Origin of the sequence: Wolbachia endosymbiont of Laodelphax striatellus, from assembly GCF_007115015.1 — a bacterium.
Classification (GTDB): domain Bacteria; phylum Pseudomonadota; class Alphaproteobacteria; order Rickettsiales; family Anaplasmataceae; genus Wolbachia.
In genome coordinates this window covers 38,662-54,759 of the sequence record NZ_MUIX01000001.1, presented here as the reverse complement: position 1 = coordinate 54,759, position 16,098 = coordinate 38,662, and the positions used below count along the sequence as shown (strand labels likewise).

19 protein-coding genes are annotated in these 16,098 nt (G+C 35.9%); 7 read left to right on the top strand and 12 right to left on the bottom strand.

Annotated features, from left to right (window positions below):
- Nucleotides 1-54: 54 nt before the first annotated feature.
- Both BVG17_RS00275 and dut read right to left on the bottom strand, forming a co-directional pair.
- Nucleotides 55-699 (bottom strand): hypothetical protein, encoded by a 645-nt coding sequence (locus tag BVG17_RS00275; RefSeq protein WP_063631245.1) that lies wholly within the window; start codon nucleotides 697-699, stop codon nucleotides 55-57.
- 68 nt (nucleotides 700-767) lie between these two features.
- On the bottom strand, nucleotides 768-1,229 hold the full coding sequence (gene dut, locus BVG17_RS00270; protein WP_063631246.1) for a dUTP diphosphatase: 462 nt from the start codon (nucleotides 1,227-1,229) through the stop codon (nucleotides 768-770).
- Between the two features lie 768 nt (nucleotides 1,230-1,997).
- Here dut and BVG17_RS00265 point away from each other — a divergent pair.
- From BVG17_RS00265 to BVG17_RS00245, 5 genes are all read left to right on the top strand, one after another.
- Nucleotides 1,998-2,291, top strand: coding sequence for a hypothetical protein (locus BVG17_RS00265; RefSeq protein WP_063631247.1), 294 nt, complete (start codon nucleotides 1,998-2,000; stop codon nucleotides 2,289-2,291).
- Between the two features lie 102 nt (nucleotides 2,292-2,393).
- Nucleotides 2,394-2,924: a head-tail connector protein gene (locus tag BVG17_RS00260; RefSeq protein ID WP_063631248.1), complete on the top strand. Its 531-nt coding sequence runs from the start codon at nucleotides 2,394-2,396 to the stop codon at nucleotides 2,922-2,924.
- A 381-nt stretch (nucleotides 2,925-3,305) separates the two neighbouring features.
- Nucleotides 3,306-3,707 (top strand): hypothetical protein, encoded by a 402-nt coding sequence (locus BVG17_RS00255; RefSeq protein WP_063631249.1) that lies wholly within the window; start codon nucleotides 3,306-3,308, stop codon nucleotides 3,705-3,707.
- On the top strand, nucleotides 3,682-4,071 hold the full coding sequence (locus tag BVG17_RS00250) for a phage tail tube protein (RefSeq protein WP_063631250.1): 390 nt from the start codon (nucleotides 3,682-3,684) through the stop codon (nucleotides 4,069-4,071). Before BVG17_RS00255 ends, BVG17_RS00250 begins: the two co-directional genes overlap by 26 nt.
- Nucleotides 4,072-4,136: 65 nt before the next feature.
- On the top strand, nucleotides 4,137-4,871 hold the full coding sequence (locus tag BVG17_RS00245; protein ID WP_063631251.1) for a hypothetical protein: 735 nt from the start codon (nucleotides 4,137-4,139) through the stop codon (nucleotides 4,869-4,871).
- Nucleotides 4,872-4,923: 52 nt separating this feature from the next.
- Here BVG17_RS00245 and BVG17_RS00240 read toward each other — a convergent pair whose 3' ends face one another.
- The 3 genes from BVG17_RS00240 to BVG17_RS00230 form a co-directional block, all read right to left on the bottom strand.
- Nucleotides 4,924-5,298 carry a holo-[acyl-carrier-protein] synthase gene (locus tag BVG17_RS00240; protein ID WP_063631252.1) on the bottom strand — a complete coding sequence of 125 codons (375 nt, stop codon included), beginning with the start codon at nucleotides 5,296-5,298 and terminating at the stop codon, nucleotides 4,924-4,926.
- A complete protein-coding gene (proS, locus tag BVG17_RS00235) occupies nucleotides 5,295-6,554 on the bottom strand; it encodes a proline--tRNA ligase (RefSeq protein WP_143688724.1) in 1,260 nt (419 codons plus the stop codon). Before proS ends, BVG17_RS00240 begins: the two co-directional genes overlap by 4 nt.
- Nucleotides 6,555-6,683: 129 nt before the next feature.
- Complete coding sequence (locus BVG17_RS00230) at nucleotides 6,684-8,387, bottom strand: WH2 domain-containing protein (RefSeq protein WP_063631254.1); 1,704 nt, start codon at nucleotides 8,385-8,387, stop codon at nucleotides 6,684-6,686.
- A gap of 319 nt (nucleotides 8,388-8,706) precedes the next feature.
- On the opposite strand from BVG17_RS00230, the gene BVG17_RS00225 reads away from it, so the two are divergent.
- Both BVG17_RS00225 and dxr read left to right on the top strand, forming a co-directional pair.
- Nucleotides 8,707-9,201: a hypothetical protein gene (locus tag BVG17_RS00225; protein ID WP_063631255.1), complete on the top strand. Its 495-nt coding sequence runs from the start codon at nucleotides 8,707-8,709 to the stop codon at nucleotides 9,199-9,201.
- Nucleotides 9,202-9,228: 27 nt separating this feature from the next.
- The gene (dxr, locus tag BVG17_RS00220; RefSeq protein WP_063631256.1) at nucleotides 9,229-10,407 is read left to right on the top strand and encodes a 1-deoxy-D-xylulose-5-phosphate reductoisomerase; all 1,179 of its coding nucleotides are present in this window, start codon (nucleotides 9,229-9,231) and stop codon (nucleotides 10,405-10,407) included.
- 244 nt (nucleotides 10,408-10,651) lie between these two features.
- Here dxr and BVG17_RS00215 read toward each other — a convergent pair whose 3' ends face one another.
- The 7 genes from BVG17_RS00215 to ltrA all read right to left on the bottom strand — a co-directional run bounded on the left by BVG17_RS00215 (nucleotide 10,652) and on the right by ltrA (nucleotide 15,947).
- Nucleotides 10,652-11,548: an ankyrin repeat domain-containing protein gene (locus tag BVG17_RS00215; RefSeq protein WP_019236312.1), complete on the bottom strand. Its 897-nt coding sequence runs from the start codon at nucleotides 11,546-11,548 to the stop codon at nucleotides 10,652-10,654.
- Nucleotides 11,549-11,616: 68 nt separating this feature from the next.
- Entirely contained in the window at nucleotides 11,617-12,375 is a 759-nt protein-coding gene (pstB, locus tag BVG17_RS00205; RefSeq protein WP_012481738.1) for a phosphate ABC transporter ATP-binding protein PstB, read from the bottom strand.
- Complete coding sequence (gene dapB, locus BVG17_RS00200; protein WP_063631257.1) at nucleotides 12,372-13,160, bottom strand: 4-hydroxy-tetrahydrodipicolinate reductase; 789 nt, start codon at nucleotides 13,158-13,160, stop codon at nucleotides 12,372-12,374. The genes pstB and dapB overlap by 4 nt, the downstream gene beginning before the upstream one ends.
- 216 nt (nucleotides 13,161-13,376) lie before the next feature.
- Nucleotides 13,377-13,667 carry a hypothetical protein gene (locus BVG17_RS00195; protein WP_143688723.1) on the bottom strand — a complete coding sequence of 97 codons (291 nt, stop codon included), beginning with the start codon at nucleotides 13,665-13,667 and terminating at the stop codon, nucleotides 13,377-13,379.
- Nucleotides 13,668-13,762: 95 nt separating this feature from the next.
- Nucleotides 13,763-13,918, bottom strand: coding sequence for a hypothetical protein (locus tag BVG17_RS08750; RefSeq protein ID WP_162848920.1), 156 nt, complete (start codon nucleotides 13,916-13,918; stop codon nucleotides 13,763-13,765).
- Nucleotides 13,915-14,649, bottom strand: coding sequence for a group II intron maturase-specific domain-containing protein (locus BVG17_RS00190; RefSeq protein WP_241654096.1), 735 nt, complete (start codon nucleotides 14,647-14,649; stop codon nucleotides 13,915-13,917). The genes BVG17_RS08750 and BVG17_RS00190 overlap by 4 nt, the downstream gene beginning before the upstream one ends.
- A gap of 53 nt (nucleotides 14,650-14,702) precedes the next feature.
- On the bottom strand, nucleotides 14,703-15,947 hold the full coding sequence (gene ltrA, locus BVG17_RS00185) for a group II intron reverse transcriptase/maturase (RefSeq protein ID WP_143688722.1): 1,245 nt from the start codon (nucleotides 15,945-15,947) through the stop codon (nucleotides 14,703-14,705).
- Between the last annotated feature and the right edge of the window lie 151 nt (nucleotides 15,948-16,098).

Here is a 16,098-nt window from a genome sequence, read left to right as displayed (position 1 = left end):
TACAATAAGTTTAAGTCATTAACACTAAAAAAATGGAGGGAAGACTTATTCCTTTTATACTTGGCTGCTTAATGATCTTTCTGGCTCCTCGTGTTCAACTTTTGGTAACTTAACAATTGAGCTTGGCACAAATTCGATGGTTACTTCTTTAGCATCATTTTCTTCAACGCCTAAACCTAACGTTTCTAATTCCTGTCCACAATTTATCTCTTCAAATATACCATCACCATTCTTCTTGTATAGCTGATGTAGATCAAGGAGTTTAGTGTTGCCAAGCAAGATCGGATCAGGATTATCCTTGTATTTAATCTGGCCATAACTTGCAGCTTTGAATATTTCACCTTTTGAGTTAGTAAAATCTATGGTATATTCGCCATTTTCGTTCTTATAGTTCTCTTCAATAAATTCAAGATCCTCATTTATTACTTGCAATATCAGGTATCTTTGATAGCTACCAGTAACAATTTTCGGAGCTTTAAGCTCAGATATTTCATTATTTTTCATGATGGAATATGTTACTGAAGCAATCAGTGCAACGGTAACAGTTGCAAGTAGATTCATTCCAATTGGCCCTATCATCGAAGCTGAAGATGTCCAACATGGAACTGAAAATGCTGTTGCTGCACTTATGACACATAGAGAAGTAAGTACTATAAGTACAATGTTTGTTTTTTGAAGATAGCTCTTAGAAGTTAACATAATTAACTCATTTAAATAAGTTGAAGTAATATGTAAAAAATTATTATTGTCAACTTATAAGCAATAAATTATCTACCACTTGAGCCAAAGCCCCCTGCATTGCGGACGGTTTCTTCTGTGCAGAATTCTTCTCTTTCATCCCAAATTACCTGAGATACAGGAGTGATGAGGATTTGTGCGATTCTATCTCCTCTTTTTATCTCATATGACTGATTACTTAGATTGATTAGGCAAACTTTAACTTCACCTCGATAATCAGAGTCTATAGTGCCTGGAGAATTTAAGACAGTGATTCCATGTTTTGCAGCAAGCCCAGAACGTGGACGGACTTGCCCCTCAAAACCGTTTGGTATTGCAATCATAATGCCAGTTGGAATAAGTAACCTTTCAAGTGGATTTAAAATAATAGAGTTATCCGGTGCAGCATAAAGGTCCATGCCAGCACTCTGCATAGTTGCATAACAGGGAAGAGGCAGATTTTCGCCATGTGATAACTTTTTTATTTCTACTTTAATTTTATCTCTTTGCATTTTTATTCACCAGTTATGAAAATTTGATTGTAGCATGTAAATTATGCCTGTAAAAGATAAGAAAACTACTTGACAAATTTTTCAGCTTCCTTACTATAAGACTGAAGTTGTTTTATTGCCTTCAATCTATGCAGATTAAACGACAAAAGTATTATACAGTTGGCGTCTTATAAATCTCTGCGCTATGTGCATCTTATTTCTTTATAAAACTTCCAGTTTTTTAACCATATAAGCTGAAACGGGCTGTTTAAAACAGTATAGAACGCCAATTTTTAGGATTAGAGAGTAACAACCAGCTAACGCTTTTGCCTTTTTTTATTAGTAAATTTCTTAACGTTTACATAGAGGGTGTCATTCCAGCGCGTGACGCTGGTTCCTGGATCTCAGTGTCTGGGCACTGGGATGACAAAAAAGGGGCTACTTGAATGACACCTTATGTTCCAGCATGTGACACATAATTGTACGAACATTCATTTTTGAAGACAGCAAATGGTCAGTGTCCAGACACTGTCATCCAGAAATTTTATTAAGTTGGTAAGCACAAAAGTAGCTGCTTTATGCTAAAACACAACGGTTGAAAGACTCGATTCCAGTGTCACGCGCTGGAATGACATCAAAGGGGCTACTTGAATGACATACTTGAATTCACGCTATAAAGTGAACCGGTTTGGTGTGCTGCTGTTGTTTGCAGTATCGTAGTGCGAATTTTTTACTTCGGTAGTTTTTTTATTGTCATTATAATCATAAGAATAGTTGAGGCCAATTAATATGAAAACTTTTACGAAAAATTTTAAAGGTAAGGAAAGAAAGCTAGAAGAGTTCAATGAGAAAGTTGAAGACATATCAGCTGTAGCTCAAGATAAGTTTGCACATGAACTTGAAAATATCGCATATGAAAGTGTGCAGAAATTTCGCAGTCTACTTGCTAAAGAGATAAACTCCACTTTCAATAACATTCATTCTCAGAATGTCAATCTACTAAAATCCGGCTTAGTAAACTTGATCAATAAAAAAGGAGAAACAGCTTTAATACGTTCTCTTCTCAATATACTTGTACGATAGAGTTGCTGTTGCAACTTAATATTAAGTGATAACTAAAATAAGTAAGATTTTTTATGGATAAGTCTTACTTATTTTAGCTATATATAGAAAAGGAGGGTTGTTATGTCAACAAGACCAAAGTATCCCATCATAAATATACAACGTAAATCTAAGCCTAAATCTTTTCCAGTAACTTTAGGAGAGGTTAAATCTTTTTTACGAATTGAAAATGATCAAGATGATAAGTTGATTTCAAGTTTTATTTTTATGGCAACTGATTATGCTCAGTGGCATATGGAAAAGTCTCTAGTAAAGCAAACGTGGCAAGTTTCATATGAAGGCTATATACCTCGTAGAATCTATTTAAGTTATGGTCCTGTGAACAAAATAATATTGGCTACTGATAAAAATCGAAAACTTAGTTATTATTTTAGTGACGTAGGGAGCTATATTGAATTTTTCAATTATTTAAACATAATAAGGGCTGATGTTGTATATGAAGCTGGTTATGATAGTGTTCCTGAGCAAATAAAGCTAGGTATTATACAGCATGTTTCTGCTCTTTATAAAAATCGTGAGCCAGGGGTAAGTAGCCATTTGTCTGAAGTGAAGAAGGTATATTCTCCATTTTGCGAACCAAAGGTTGTTTTGTAGTTCCTATTTGTCATTCAATAGCAGATACAACAGATCTAAGTAGCTGACACTGGTTCCTTCATGACGGTGTCATCCGAGTAGCCCCTTCGGCGTCATTCCAGTGCTTCTGTATGAATATTGTAACTTAGGTTCATAAAGGAAGGTGTCATCCCAGTACTGAGATCCAGGAAAATTGATTGTAAATGAGCAAACATTTTTAATAAAATGACCAACAAGAAAAATAGTTAATTCATTTAGATAAAACTGGATTTCAGTACTGGGATGACACCACATAGTCTTCTTGAATGACACCAAAGGCGCCACTGGAGTCTGTTATATCTGCATTGCAAATACTTTCATAGCACCCCTGCAAATTGCAATCTTCGTAACCGTATCTGTGAGATGGAAAAAATTCAAATTATAAATGAGTTGTATAATAGTATTTATGCAACATTAAAAGCAAACTCTGATTTAAAGAAATATGTTACTAACATCTATGATTACCTGCCTAAGCAGGTTACTATTCCTTATCTGAGATTGCGCATAGTAAATTATGTTAACCTGCATATGCTATCTAACTTTGCTACAAAAGTAAGATTTTCATGCGACATATATACTTATCATATAAGCAGCATGCTTGCTGCTATAAAGCATGTTAGCTTGGTGGTAAAGAGCATTAGTAGTGAGACCATTTTGGAAAGTAATTGTGCTATGAATCAGCATGATGAAGTTTTACATTCAACAATTAATTTTGATATTTTAATACAAGGAGGTAGCGATGAGCAAATTACAGCTGAAAATTAAAGGTCATGACAATAATTTTGTTGTGCTGAATAATATACGAAACTTAAGGTTTACTTTGCGTAATAACAAAGAAGAGATGAAAGATATTTCCTCTTTTGGCTGGAGAAAAGTGCTTGATTGTGCTGGAAGTAGAAAGATTACAATAAAAATTAATGGCATTTTAAATTCAGTATTGGCTGATGAATTATTGCGTAATTCTGCAATGTTAAACTCTAATAATGATTATGAGATTAGTTTTGATGCTAAGGAGAAAATAAAACTCAGGTGTTCGGTTGAATTGTATGAGAGATATTATGATCCTGCCACTTTTGACAGCTTCACTGTAGTTTTAGCCAGTGCTGAAGTTGTAAACACTTTTCATTAGTGTTAATTTAATTTTTTCATATACAATAATAATAGGTGGGGTTTTAACTAAATTAAAAAAAATTTATGAACGATGAGGATCTTTTCGAAGAAGGCGATGATAATGTTGAAGAGAATAGCGATGACAGAAGAGAAAGGAATTTGAAGAATGAAAATCAGCTGGAAGAGCAGTGCAAAGAGTATTTAAAACCTTTTGAGGATATTTTAAGTCAAATTGATGAAGGAGTTGATAATTTAGATAGCTACGAAAGGACTATGCAAGTAAAGCGAAGTATAGATAGGCTCATAGAAACCTTATATAGCCAAGCAGCATCTGAGGATATTGATGTAGAACTTGAAACCACAAAGCACACTCGCGATAAATCAGAGTCCAAGAAAAGAGTTCTGGAAAAGAGAAGAAAACAATTGATGGAAGAGATCTTAAGTGCTCAACAACAAAAGGAGCTAATGAATAATAGGCAAAAACATGAAGCAGTAAGTGATGGGGATGTTCAGAAGGCAAAAGCACGAATGAAGTCTTCAATTAGGGGAGTGTTGTTTTCAGTTATTGCTCATAGAATGGATCCAAGAAGGAGGGCAGGGGAAACTGCTGATGATAATGAAAAGCAAGCTCGTATATATGGTAGGGAAGCAGTTGGTGGAGTTTTAGGTGGATTATTCAAGGCGTTTTTAACTGCAGTTGCTGCTGTTGTACGCGAAATTGCTAAACCACTTCAACATATGAATACACAAGAGACGTCTTTTGCAAAACAAGTTGAAGAAAGCAGAAACCAGGATTCACAGAAAGGTCGATCTGTGTAGGTCAAAGTATAATTTCAAAAAAATTTTTGAAATCGTATGTACTAAACAATATCTACTCAACGCAAATTACAATAAACGCAGTAGCATAATCTTGATCATCACTTAGAGAAAGGTGTATCTTGTAGTCTTTCGAGATGAAATCCTTTGTGATAGCAAGATGTGGTTTTCCCCTGATATTACTGTATATTTCTATATCTTTCATTATAATTCCTTGGCTGAATCCAGTGCCTAGCGCTTTAACAAAAGCTTCCTTTGCAGCAAAGCGTTTAGCAAAATATTTTGCTCTTACTTCTTGGCTATTATATTTTTTGCTTATCTCTATCTCCTTCTTAGTATAGACTTTATTGAGAAATTTTTCCCCGTATTTTTGTGATATTCTCAATATTCTGGGTATATATACTATGTCAGTGCCAATACCGTATATCATTTTGCGCTAAAACGATTTATTGCTTCTTCAACTTGTATTTCCTCTACCTCTCCAGTTGCCCTATTTTTTACTTCAACTATATTTGAAGTTACTGCTTTCTTTCCAATAATTATTTGCCACGGCAAGCCTATCAGATCCATTCTGGCAAATTTCACTCCTACACTTTCGTCCGTATCATCATAAAGCACTTCATCGCTTTTCAAAGCTTTGTATATTTTATCTGCAGCCTCCGTTACTTTTGTTTGTAAATTGATCAAACCAACTTTAAAAGGAGCTACTGCCTCTGGCCAGATAATTCCTTTATCATCATGGAAAGCTTCTATTATTGCGCCAACAAGCCTTGAAACTCCAATACCATACGAACCCATATGCATGTTAACATTTTTTCCATCTTGAGAAGTAACACTTGCCTTCATAGGTCTCGAATATTTATCACCAAAATAAAAAATATGCCCTATTTCAATACCCTTGCTAACATTTAACTGTTCTTGCGGTATAGGACAACTTTCAGGATAATGCATATCGTCTGCAACTGCATATATGCTCTTCAGGCTTTCAATATCTTCGCTTTCTAGTAATTCAAAAAGTTTATTGTCATAATATAGAGTGCTCTCACCGGTGTTTGCCAATATATGAAATTCATGACTTAAATTTCCTCCAATTGGTCCTGTATCTGCCCTCACTCCAATTGGAGTAAGCCCCATTCGTTTGAAGATTTTTATGTAAGTTTTATACATCAAATTATATGAATTCAGTGCACCTTCGTAATCTACATCAAAACTGTATGCATCCTTCATCAGAAATTCCCTGCCTCTCATAACGCCATAACGAGGTCTTACTTCGTCACGAAACTTCCACTGAATTTGATATAAACAAAGTGGCAAATCTTTGTAACTTTTTACCGTATTTCTAATCAAATCAGTTACCACCTCCTCATGTGTTGGACCAAAAAGCATATCGCTTTCATGCCTGTCTTTAATACGCAACATTTCTTTGCCGTAATCATCATAACGTCCTGACTCTCGCCAAAGGCTTGCTGGCTGCACACAAGGCATCAACACTTCAATAGCACCAATTTCATCTCTGATAATATTTTCAATATTTTTAAGTACCAAAAGGCCAAGCGGTAACCAAGAATAAATTCCAGATGCTGTTTGCTTGATTAAGCCTGCACGTAATAAATATTGATGAGAAATAATTTCAGCACCAGCAGGGGTTTCTTTTAAAGTTGGCAGGTAATATTGAGATAAGCGCATTTGATAAATCTGATTGTACTAAGTAATCTTAATACAATCAGGCCTTTAGGTAAACTTATTTAAAGTGTGTTGTGCCTACTTTGAGCTCATAGCCTTTGTTTTCTGCATAAAACTTTGAAATCAGCCACTTCACACTTTTGCAGCAAATATTTCCCTGCGCTCGTTCAAAGGAAGAGTAGATGGGTCTTGCACCTCATTACTTACTTGGTCTGCACCACTTCCTTTTGTTGCAGAAGGAGAAGCACCTTTCTCCTTTTTCTCCTGTCTCATCTCTTGTCTTGTCTTATCACAGTAAATATAAGGTATAGACTGTGGTTGTGTGTCCCAATCGCCATAATCAGGTGCATTACCACTATTGCTCGATAAATTATTAATAGGGCTTTCTGTTGATAAAGTTGTACTTAGTGCATTATAAAGTATTAATCCTATGTCTGGCTTTTGTACGCAGTTCTTTTGCCCTTGATTGACCGTTTTGTTTTGTTCTGTAAATGATTTTTCTTCAAGATAAAAAAGAGAATCCTCTTGTTCGTCTAAGGAATCTAGCTGTGCATTTTGAAAACCACTTCTTCCTCTTTGTTTTTGAATTGCTATTGCAAGACTATCCATTTGTTGTATACCCTCGCTATTGCTTGGCTCTTTGTCAGTTTTTTGATTTTCAACTTTCCTTATTGGACCTGTAGTAGTATCACTATTGTTATGTTCAAGCTTTTTTGCTGCCTGTGAATCACTATTTTGTGATTGATTTTGATTTAGCGTTTGTACGCCGTTCTCTCGCTTTTCAGCAGCACTTTCCTCCTCTTGTTTTTGAGGTATTTTCAAATCATCCTTAGGAAGATAATTTTTCTGTTCATCTGGAACTTTTTTCAAAGTACGAGGTTGTCTAATCGCTGCAAGTAGATCGCTTCGAGCATCCACTGAGGTATTAGATTGTTTTTGCTGCACATTTTTTTGGTTAGCATCACTAGGGCTACTTTTTCTTGTTACCCTTGGTGCTGTAGACAGATCGTTTGATTTCACAGGTGGCAGAGGAGGTGGTGGCGGTGTACTGGGTGTTCCAGACATTTTTGGAGATGATATAGTAGTATTGCTGTGTTCCAAGCTTTCTGTTTCTTTCTGCAATTCACTATATTGTGATTGTTTTCTACCAGGATCAACTCCTTTCTCGCTGTTTATTGCAGAAATGTGTGAATTGATAAGATATACAGCTGAGCTCAACATAACCAATGCAGAAACAAAAGCAATAACTGCAGAAGACACTGGCACTGCAGCACTACTTAATACCGCTGAAATGATAAAATACGTGTATACTACAGCTACAGAACCGGATGTACACAATAACAAAATAGCAATTGAATATTTTAAGCCAGTTGCCTTTTTTTGTTCTGCTACAGATGACTTTTGATTTTCACTATCAGACTGTACACCATTATGTTGTCCAGTCATAGGTTTTTTCGGCACAACCTGTTTAGTATTGCTTCTGTCATTTTTAGTTTTGTCACTCGCATTATCTTCTTCTTTTGACTGAGCGCTATTTCTGGTTTCTGGATTCTTAACATGAATACTATTCTTGCTTCCTTTATCTGCAGTTTTGTCACTCGCATTATTTGCTTCCTTGAATTTTGAATTATTTTTCAACTCTTCGAGAAAATTTGGATTAGAAACCTCAGATAGACCTCTTTTTAATTGAGTGCCACTGCTGCTTTTTTCTGCAGTAACACTAGGAGATTTTCCATCTTTATCGTTATGCTTATCAGTGTTCTTCCAACCCGGAGGTGGTGGAGGTGGGGGTGGTGGCGGAGCTGATGATGGTGTGTTATTATTATTAGTAAGCATTTTTCTTCCTCATTATTAATATAATATTAATGATAATTAAATTATTAGTACTTGTCAATAATTTATGAGTAAGTTAATATTAAGATAATAAAATAAAAAGGAAAGAGAGAGGAGCAGTCTTCTAAGAAGAAATAGAAGCTATCTTAAACCTCAAGTCATCACTTTGTTATCACAGCACATCATCGATGTTTTGGTATAGAGTAATCAGAATCATAAAAATAGCTTAGTGTTAGCTATTTTTATGATAACCTCTCTTAAACAATTGATATTTTACAGTGTTTTTGGTAAAATAATAGCTTAAGGCTTAGAATAAAAGTTTATGAGTGCAGCACAAGGTCCAAATATTGCAGAATGGCAGGCACAGCAGCAACACCAGGAAGCTGCTAGTGAGAAAAGTGGTTTCGGTCTTGGTCATAGTGACTCTGTTTCAACAATTGTGGATGGAATGAAGTGGATGTTCAACTTTCATGAAGGAGCAATTGCTGCTTATAATAATGTATTCGAAGGTTTGGTAAGTGGTAGCAGTCTAGTAACGTTATTTGGGAAATCAGGTAATATGTTTGGCATAAAATTTCTTGAAAGTCTTGCAGAATATTTTTCAGGTGGTGGTGGAGAAGATATGCCATCAGAAGGAATGGATATGGATCATGGTGATGGAGGGCCTCATCCAGATGATTATCCCCACTCTAACAATGAAATAGCTCAAAGTGCCGATGGTTTGCATGATATGCATGATGCAGGTGATCATCATGGCCAATCTTTTTCACCTGGTCCTTCACCATCTGTTGGTGATGATCATGAGCTTGGTTACTAAATAACTAAGAAGATTTTATTGTAATTAGTGAAAAAAGTTTCAGTTTTAGGATCAACAGGAAGCATTGGAAAAAAGACTGTAGATTTGCTCTTAAAGAGAAAGGAAGAATATCAGGTGGAAGCACTAAGTGCCAATTCTAACTTTGCTCTACTAGCACACCAAGCAAAACTGCTTAATGCAAAATATGCTGCTATTTCTGATAAAAGGTTCTACAAAGATTTAAAAGAAGATCTACTTGGTACAAACGTCAAAGTAGAAGTTGATGCTCCAGGTCTAGCAAATGTTGCTTCTCTACCCGTTGATCTCTCAGTTATTGCAATAGTTGGCATTGCAGGCCTTAAGCCAGTCATGCAGACCATAGAAAGCGGTACTAAAGTTATTGCTCTAGCAAACAAAGAGAGTATTGTTTGCGGTGGTAAGTTACTACTTAAAAAAGCTAAAGAAAGAAACGTACAAATAATCCCTATTGACTCTGAACACAACGCAATTTTTCAAGTTTTGCAAAATGATGATAAATGTGTAGAAAAGATTATACTCACTGCCTCTGGTGGACCATTTTTAAATTATAGCCTTGAACAATTAAAAGATATTACAGTAGATCAGGCACTAAATCACCCTACTTGGAAAATGGGAAAGAAAATCTCAGTTGATAGTGCAACAATGATGAATAAAGCACTAGAAATAATAGAAGCATATCATTTGTTCAATATCAGTCCAAATAGAATTGAAGCAATAGTGCATCCTGAATCGATAGTACATGGAGTTGTAGTTTACCAGGATGGGTTTAGCTTTGCTGTGCTTGCAGAAACTGATATGGAAATTCCCATTGCATATGCTTTGTCTTGGCCAGAAAGATCAACTTTGAACTACAAGTTAGACTTAACAAAACAAAAAAAATTGACCTTTCAAGAACCAGATCATAAACTTTTTCCTGCACTAAAGCTCAGTATGGAAGTGTTAAATTCTTCTTCTCCACATACAAATAGTATTGTTTTCAATGCTGCAAATGAGGTGGCTGTTAATGAATTCTTGAAATCACGAATCGGTTTTTTAGAAATATTAGAGGTGGTAAAATCAACAATAGAAAATTTTGACAAGTACGCTGATATTAACTCACTATCTGGTATAATCAACATTAACTTTGAAAGTCGTATTCTTGCTAACAAAATTATTGAAAATAAAGGTATCCGTTCAGCAGAGTGGTAAAATAAGGTAGACGAGAAAAGACAACTAAATGGTCAAGTAGACCCATTTCATACTCCTGTCATCTCAGTACCTTGCCTTTTTGTCATCCTAGTAGCTGACAACGTGATCCAGATTTCCATAATGTCATCCTAGTAGCTGACACTGGGATCCAGATTCCATAATGTCATCCCAGTGCTTGACACTGGGATCTAGAAAAATTTACAAAGCTTATGCTAAATTCAATGAGATTAAATGAAAACCAGCATCAAGTGCTGGAATGACACCTTACCTGAACAGATAAATCACTAGCACGTTCGTTCACAATAACTTGAGAGAAGCTTACATCATTAATAACTGTATTTGCTCTATACAGAAAACCACATCCTATTGCAAAAAAAAGCAACGAAGTTGCAGCAAGTGGAACTGGGTTGTCAACTACGAAACATAGACCAACAGCAAATACTCCAGATAACAAAAAAGCACAAGCATAATTAGTTTGTTTCCTTTTTTGAGCGACTGCTTCTATCTTTAGGAATTCTGGTTCTATTGCTTTCTTGACATGTCCTGCAATACAATTTCTTGGACTTTTGTTTTCATAGTTTTTAATATTAGGTTTGATATTTGGATGTGTAAGTAATATTTCTATCATGTTTACATTTCCCAACTTGCAAGCAATGTGTAGAGCTGTATTTTTTTCCTTCTTGCCGGTCTTAATTTCCTCCTCTGCACGAGCATAATTTTGAGGTATAAATCCTTCATTAACAGGTTGTGAATTGTCAAGGTATATGCAGCGAAGATATGGACTCCTATCTACTACTTCTCTCTCCTCAAATTCGTAAACTGGATAACCATCATGTTCCTTTGGTCTTCTCTCCATAACAGCTTGCTTGCTTTTAATATTTACATCAATTTTTTTATGCTGTACAAGCAACTTAGCCATAAGCTCTAAATATTGATGTTCCTCGTTATTACTAGTAACAAAAGCTGAAATAATGCACATCAAAGGTGTCATCCCATCCTCAAAAGCGTTAACATTCGCTCCTTCTTTCAATGCTTGTTGAAAATGATTCCAAGCTTCCTCAGGTGTTATTCTTTCACCACTAGCATTTTGAAATTCAATAGCTTTAAACAACTTTTTTGTTGCTTCACTTGTACTAAACATTTTAACCCCCTATCACAATAAACTTGATAAAATTATACATAGAAAAAATTAAAATATCAATTATTAAGCTAATGATCCAGAATATACTCCTTCGTTAAAGGAGACTGAGCATTTTCAAAGATTTCTTGAGTACTTCCGAATTCAACAATCTTGCCATTGCAAAAGAAAACTATGCTGTCAGATAATTTTTTAGCTTGCTTCATCGAATGAGTTACCATAATTATGGTGAACCTCAATTTCAATTCTTGTATAAGATTTTCGATTGCATTGGTTGCCATTGGATCAAGAGCAGAGCATGGTTCATCCATTAATAAAATAGTTGGCTTTACTGCAATTGCACGAGCAATGCATAATCTTTGTTGCTGGCCACCAGATAAATTTAGTGCACTATCTTGCAATCTATCTTTCAACTCTTCCCATAAACCAACCTTAGTTAAACTACTTTCTACTATTTCATCTAATTTTTGCTTATTTTTCACCATGCCATGCAATTTAGGCCCATAAGCAACATTATCATATATTGACTTTGGAAAAGGGTTGGGTTTTTGAAATACCATACCAACTTTTGCTCTGAGCAATACAACATCCATATCACGTGAATATATATTACCCAGCCCATCGATTACCAGCTCACCGGTCGCTTTACATCCAGGTACGTAATCATTCATACGATTAAAACAACGCAAAAATGTCGATTTACCGCACCCAGAAGGTCCGATAAAAGTTGTGACTTTCTTTTTGCAAATATTCAAATTTATATCGAATAAAACTTGTTTAGAGCCATACCAAAGATTTAAATTTTTAACGAAAGCGTATTTATCGTTCATACTAAATCCTGCATTGAATAAAGTCCTGGAGTTTTATTCTCGCACAACCATATTGCTGCCTGAACCGCCCCTCTAGCAAACGTTGTACGATCAATTGCCTTGTGATTTAATTCTACTCGTTCATCGGAATTGACAAACATGACACTGTGATCTCCTATTACTCCACCTCCACGAGATACTGCAAAGCCTATTCCTCCTTTCCCTCTTATATTTGAATTATTATGTGAATATTGATTGAGCTCAAAATCCACTTTTGCAGCGTTAGCAACTGCTTTACCAAACTCTATAGCTGTTCCAGATGGTGAATCCTTTTTTAAATTGTGATGCATTTCCCAAATTTCAACGTCATACTCATTACCTAAAAGCTTGGCAGCTTCTTTTACCAATTTCAGCAACACATTAACTCCTATACTCATATTTGCTGACCATAATATTGGAACTTTAGCAGCATAGTCTTTTAAATTTAGACCTTCTATTCCAGTTGTGCCACTAACTAGCGGTTTTTTAAATTTCACGGCCGCCTTAAGGCAGTCTAGCATACATTCTTTAGTTGTAAAATCTATTACAACATCGGACGATTCAAATACCTCACTAATAGAACTTGTAACTTTGATTCCTAAATTGCAATTATTGCCTACAATAGGCCCAATATCTAAGCCTATATACTCACTGCCCAAGCGAGCAACAGCACCTGCTATTTCCACTTTGGTGTTCGTAATTAATTCATTGAGTATTTTCTTACCCATTCTGCCTAAGCAGCCTATTACTCCAACTTTGATTTTCATAAAGCTTTTTCCACTATGTTAGGCTTTTTTTGAAGCTTTGTCATCTTTATAAGCTTAGCATATTTAGCCTTACACTGATAAAACTATAGCTATACATCGATGAATCTATTGAAAATTGATACGAGGAAGATACAAATTGTAATTAGTCAATTATGGAGAAAACTTATAAAGAAAAAAAGAGCACCAAAGGAGGTGCTCTTTTGTGAAGGGTTTGTTTTAATAATAACCGTTTCCTACTTTGCTCGGATTAGAGATATAATGTATTTGTGCTTCTGGTTCTCCAGTTACTGAGCGAGGTTGATTACAAAAGTCCTCTGGTGCATCATGATAATCACTATCTAATTCCTCTTCTGCATCATGGAACTCCTCTGATTCAGTAGTCACTTCCTCATTGTTAACCATTTGTTGTGCCGTAGTAGGATTGAGATTATGCTGCTCCAACGCTGTACCTTCAAACGGCTGATTAGATATATCATCTACTTTAACCTTTGTTACACCATCTTCCAATCCTAATATTTTTTTCAGATAGTCTATGTCTTCTTTAATAAATACAATATTGCCATTTATATAATCGCCATTTTTGTTCTTTCTGAGTATTGATTTTATCGATATAGATTCCTCAGTACTATTACCAGGTCAGGTAAGGAAGCAGTATTACTACTACTCCCTCCCTTAGAAACGCAGCATGCAGGTTTCCCCACACTACGCTTGAGCCCCTTATCTAAGTTCTTCTTTTCTAGAACCGGCTTGTCCTTCATGATTCCTCAGGAAACATCATTCTTAATGGTGACACCAACAGTAGAGAACCTTCTCTTGAAAAGGAGCTTGCTAACATTCTTGTTCGTTTCACTCTCTCATCAAAATACTTTTTCCATTTTAAGTCAAGGGGATTTGCATCCGCTCTGATTTTAACATGTCGTCTGATAGGTATATCAATCAGCTTAAGCAGTCTTAAATACCGTATCTCTTTTGGTTTGTTCTTGCATATGGGTGCAGCAAAAACCCATTGGCGTTGACCCATTACTTTGAAGTAACGATTCTTTATCCAACGTAATCCTTTACGAGGATGTCTTTTCTTTGCCCATTTCCATAAACTATGCCAAATTTCATTGTCGATCTTTCTAAACGCTTTTTTAGCACACACATGGTGATAGTAATTTCCCCATCCTCTCAGTAGAGAGTTGAGTGACTTAATTACTATAGCCTGAGTGTTCGCTATATTTGCTTTTATCAATGTACGTGCTTTATTAAGAAGTCTTTTAATACTTTCTTTCGAAGGTTTAATAATTAACTTCTTATTATATCTACGTACATTACAACCAAGAAAGTCAAACCCTGTTGTAATAGATGTAATCTTTGTCTTCTCTTCTGACAGAATTAAACCTCGCTCATGAAGAAAGGATGATACTAAAGGCTTAACTTCCTTTTCCAGTACTTCATGTGTGAAACCTGAAATAATAAGGAGAGTAGACCAGCGGAACTTCTCCACCAGTCTCTCGCAGAACTGTACGGAAACCTCTCGGTTTATACAGCTCCCATTATTTAGCCCTTTGATCCTAACCCAAGTGTCCAATGATAGAAAATATTTGGAGACCTCTTTCTCACTTTTCCTAGAAATTGCTTTGCTAGTCTTCCATGATCTCGAAGTTTCTTATATTTGGTTCTGACCCATCTTATGAGGTATCTCTCTATATTTCTGAGAGATGTATACATCTCCGATTTATAAAACCTGCCATAGTACTGAAACCAGCCTCTGACTATTGGATCTATTTTCTTCGATATTTCCTCTAATGTGGTCCACGTAATCCGATGTATTCTCCATGACTTTATGGTTTTCTTGATCTTCTTCTTGGCTTTGTTGCTGATTGCAGGTAGAAATGAAACATAACACTCCCCCTTCTTATTCTTTGCTCCTCTAGCTCTAAAGGTATAGCCCAAGAAATCAAAGTTTTGTGTAGGAAACTCATCTCTCCTATTACCATCCTTACAGTACACTATCTGTGTCTTTTCGGGATGTAACCTCAATTTACACTTAGCCAATCTTTCTTCGATCATTACTTTCATAAATTCTGCCTGTCTCTTAGTTCTGCAGTGCACTATCGCATCATCCACATACCTCTCAAATGGTACTGTCGGGTAGTTCTTTTTCATCCATATATCAAACACATGATGCATGAATATATTAGAGATGATTGGGCTAACTGAACCTCCTTGCGGAACTCCTTTATCCCTAACTACCTTACTGCCATCTGCTTGCTGAATGGGGGCTTTCATCCACCTCTCAACATACAGTATGACCCATTTGCAGTCTGTGTGTTTCTTGATAGCCTGCATTGCTAAATCGTGGTCCAGATTGTCGAAGAATCCAGATATATCCAGATCTACTGTCCAATCATTTTTCCAACATCTCTTCCGTGCTGTATATACCGCATCCAATGCAGACTTATTTGGTCTATAACCATATGAATCCTCGTGAAATTTCGGCTCTACTATCGGTTCAAGATACATAGTAGCGGCTGTTTGTGCTACCCTGTCGGACACTGAAGGAACACATAAAGTTCTTTGTCCTCCCGTATCTTTCGGTATTGCAACAGCTTTTACTGGCTCGGGAAAATAACTTCCGGATGACATCCGATTCCATAGTTTGTACAAATTATCTTTTAGATTTTCCTCAAACTTTGTTATCGAGACCTCATCTACACCTGCAGCACCTTTATTTTTCGATACTTGTTTATAAGCTCTCCAAATAAGTTGCTTCGGTATATCAAAAGACTTTGTTTTATTCATTAATTCCTCCCATTACGGTTGACAAAATAATTAAAACTAAATAACTCAGCTCCTTCGCTCCATTTCCATTACAGAAACTTCTTCACTACTATGAGCTAATCCGCCCCTGTTTTTCGCATCGGTACTCTCATCCTCAGAGATCGGCTCTTTG

Coding starts and splice junctions, on each gene's coding strand:
- BVG17_RS00230 (WP_063631254.1), bottom strand. CDS start 8,387: ATGCTTACTAATAATAATAACACACCATCATCAGCTCCGCCACCACCC.
- ltrA (WP_143688722.1), bottom strand. CDS start 15,947: ATGAATAAAACAAAGTCTTTTGATATACCGAAGCAACTTATTTGGAGA.
- dapB (WP_063631257.1), bottom strand. CDS start 13,160: ATGAAAATCAAAGTTGGAGTAATAGGCTGCTTAGGCAGAATGGGTAAG.
- BVG17_RS00215 (WP_019236312.1), bottom strand. CDS start 11,548: ATGTTTAGTACAAGTGAAGCAACAAAAAAGTTGTTTAAAGCTATTGAA.
- proS (WP_143688724.1), bottom strand. CDS start 6,554: ATGCGCTTATCTCAATATTACCTGCCAACTTTAAAAGAAACCCCTGCT.
- pstB (WP_012481738.1), bottom strand. CDS start 12,375: ATGAACGATAAATACGCTTTCGTTAAAAATTTAAATCTTTGGTATGGC.
- BVG17_RS00225 (WP_063631255.1), top strand. CDS start 8,707: ATGAGTGCAGCACAAGGTCCAAATATTGCAGAATGGCAGGCACAGCAG.
- BVG17_RS08750 (WP_162848920.1), bottom strand. CDS start 13,918: ATGAAGGACAAGCCGGTTCTAGAAAAGAAGAACTTAGATAAGGGGCTC.
- BVG17_RS00260 (WP_063631248.1), top strand. CDS start 2,394: ATGTCAACAAGACCAAAGTATCCCATCATAAATATACAACGTAAATCT.
- BVG17_RS00245 (WP_063631251.1), top strand. CDS start 4,137: ATGAACGATGAGGATCTTTTCGAAGAAGGCGATGATAATGTTGAAGAG.
- dut (WP_063631246.1), bottom strand. CDS start 1,229: ATGCAAAGAGATAAAATTAAAGTAGAAATAAAAAAGTTATCACATGGC.
- BVG17_RS00240 (WP_063631252.1), bottom strand. CDS start 5,298: ATGATATACGGTATTGGCACTGACATAGTATATATACCCAGAATATTG.
- BVG17_RS00275 (WP_063631245.1), bottom strand. CDS start 699: ATGTTAACTTCTAAGAGCTATCTTCAAAAAACAAACATTGTACTTATA.
- BVG17_RS00265 (WP_063631247.1), top strand. CDS start 1,998: ATGAAAACTTTTACGAAAAATTTTAAAGGTAAGGAAAGAAAGCTAGAA.
- BVG17_RS00250 (WP_063631250.1), top strand. CDS start 3,682: ATGAGCAAATTACAGCTGAAAATTAAAGGTCATGACAATAATTTTGTT.
- BVG17_RS00255 (WP_063631249.1), top strand. CDS start 3,306: ATGGAAAAAATTCAAATTATAAATGAGTTGTATAATAGTATTTATGCA.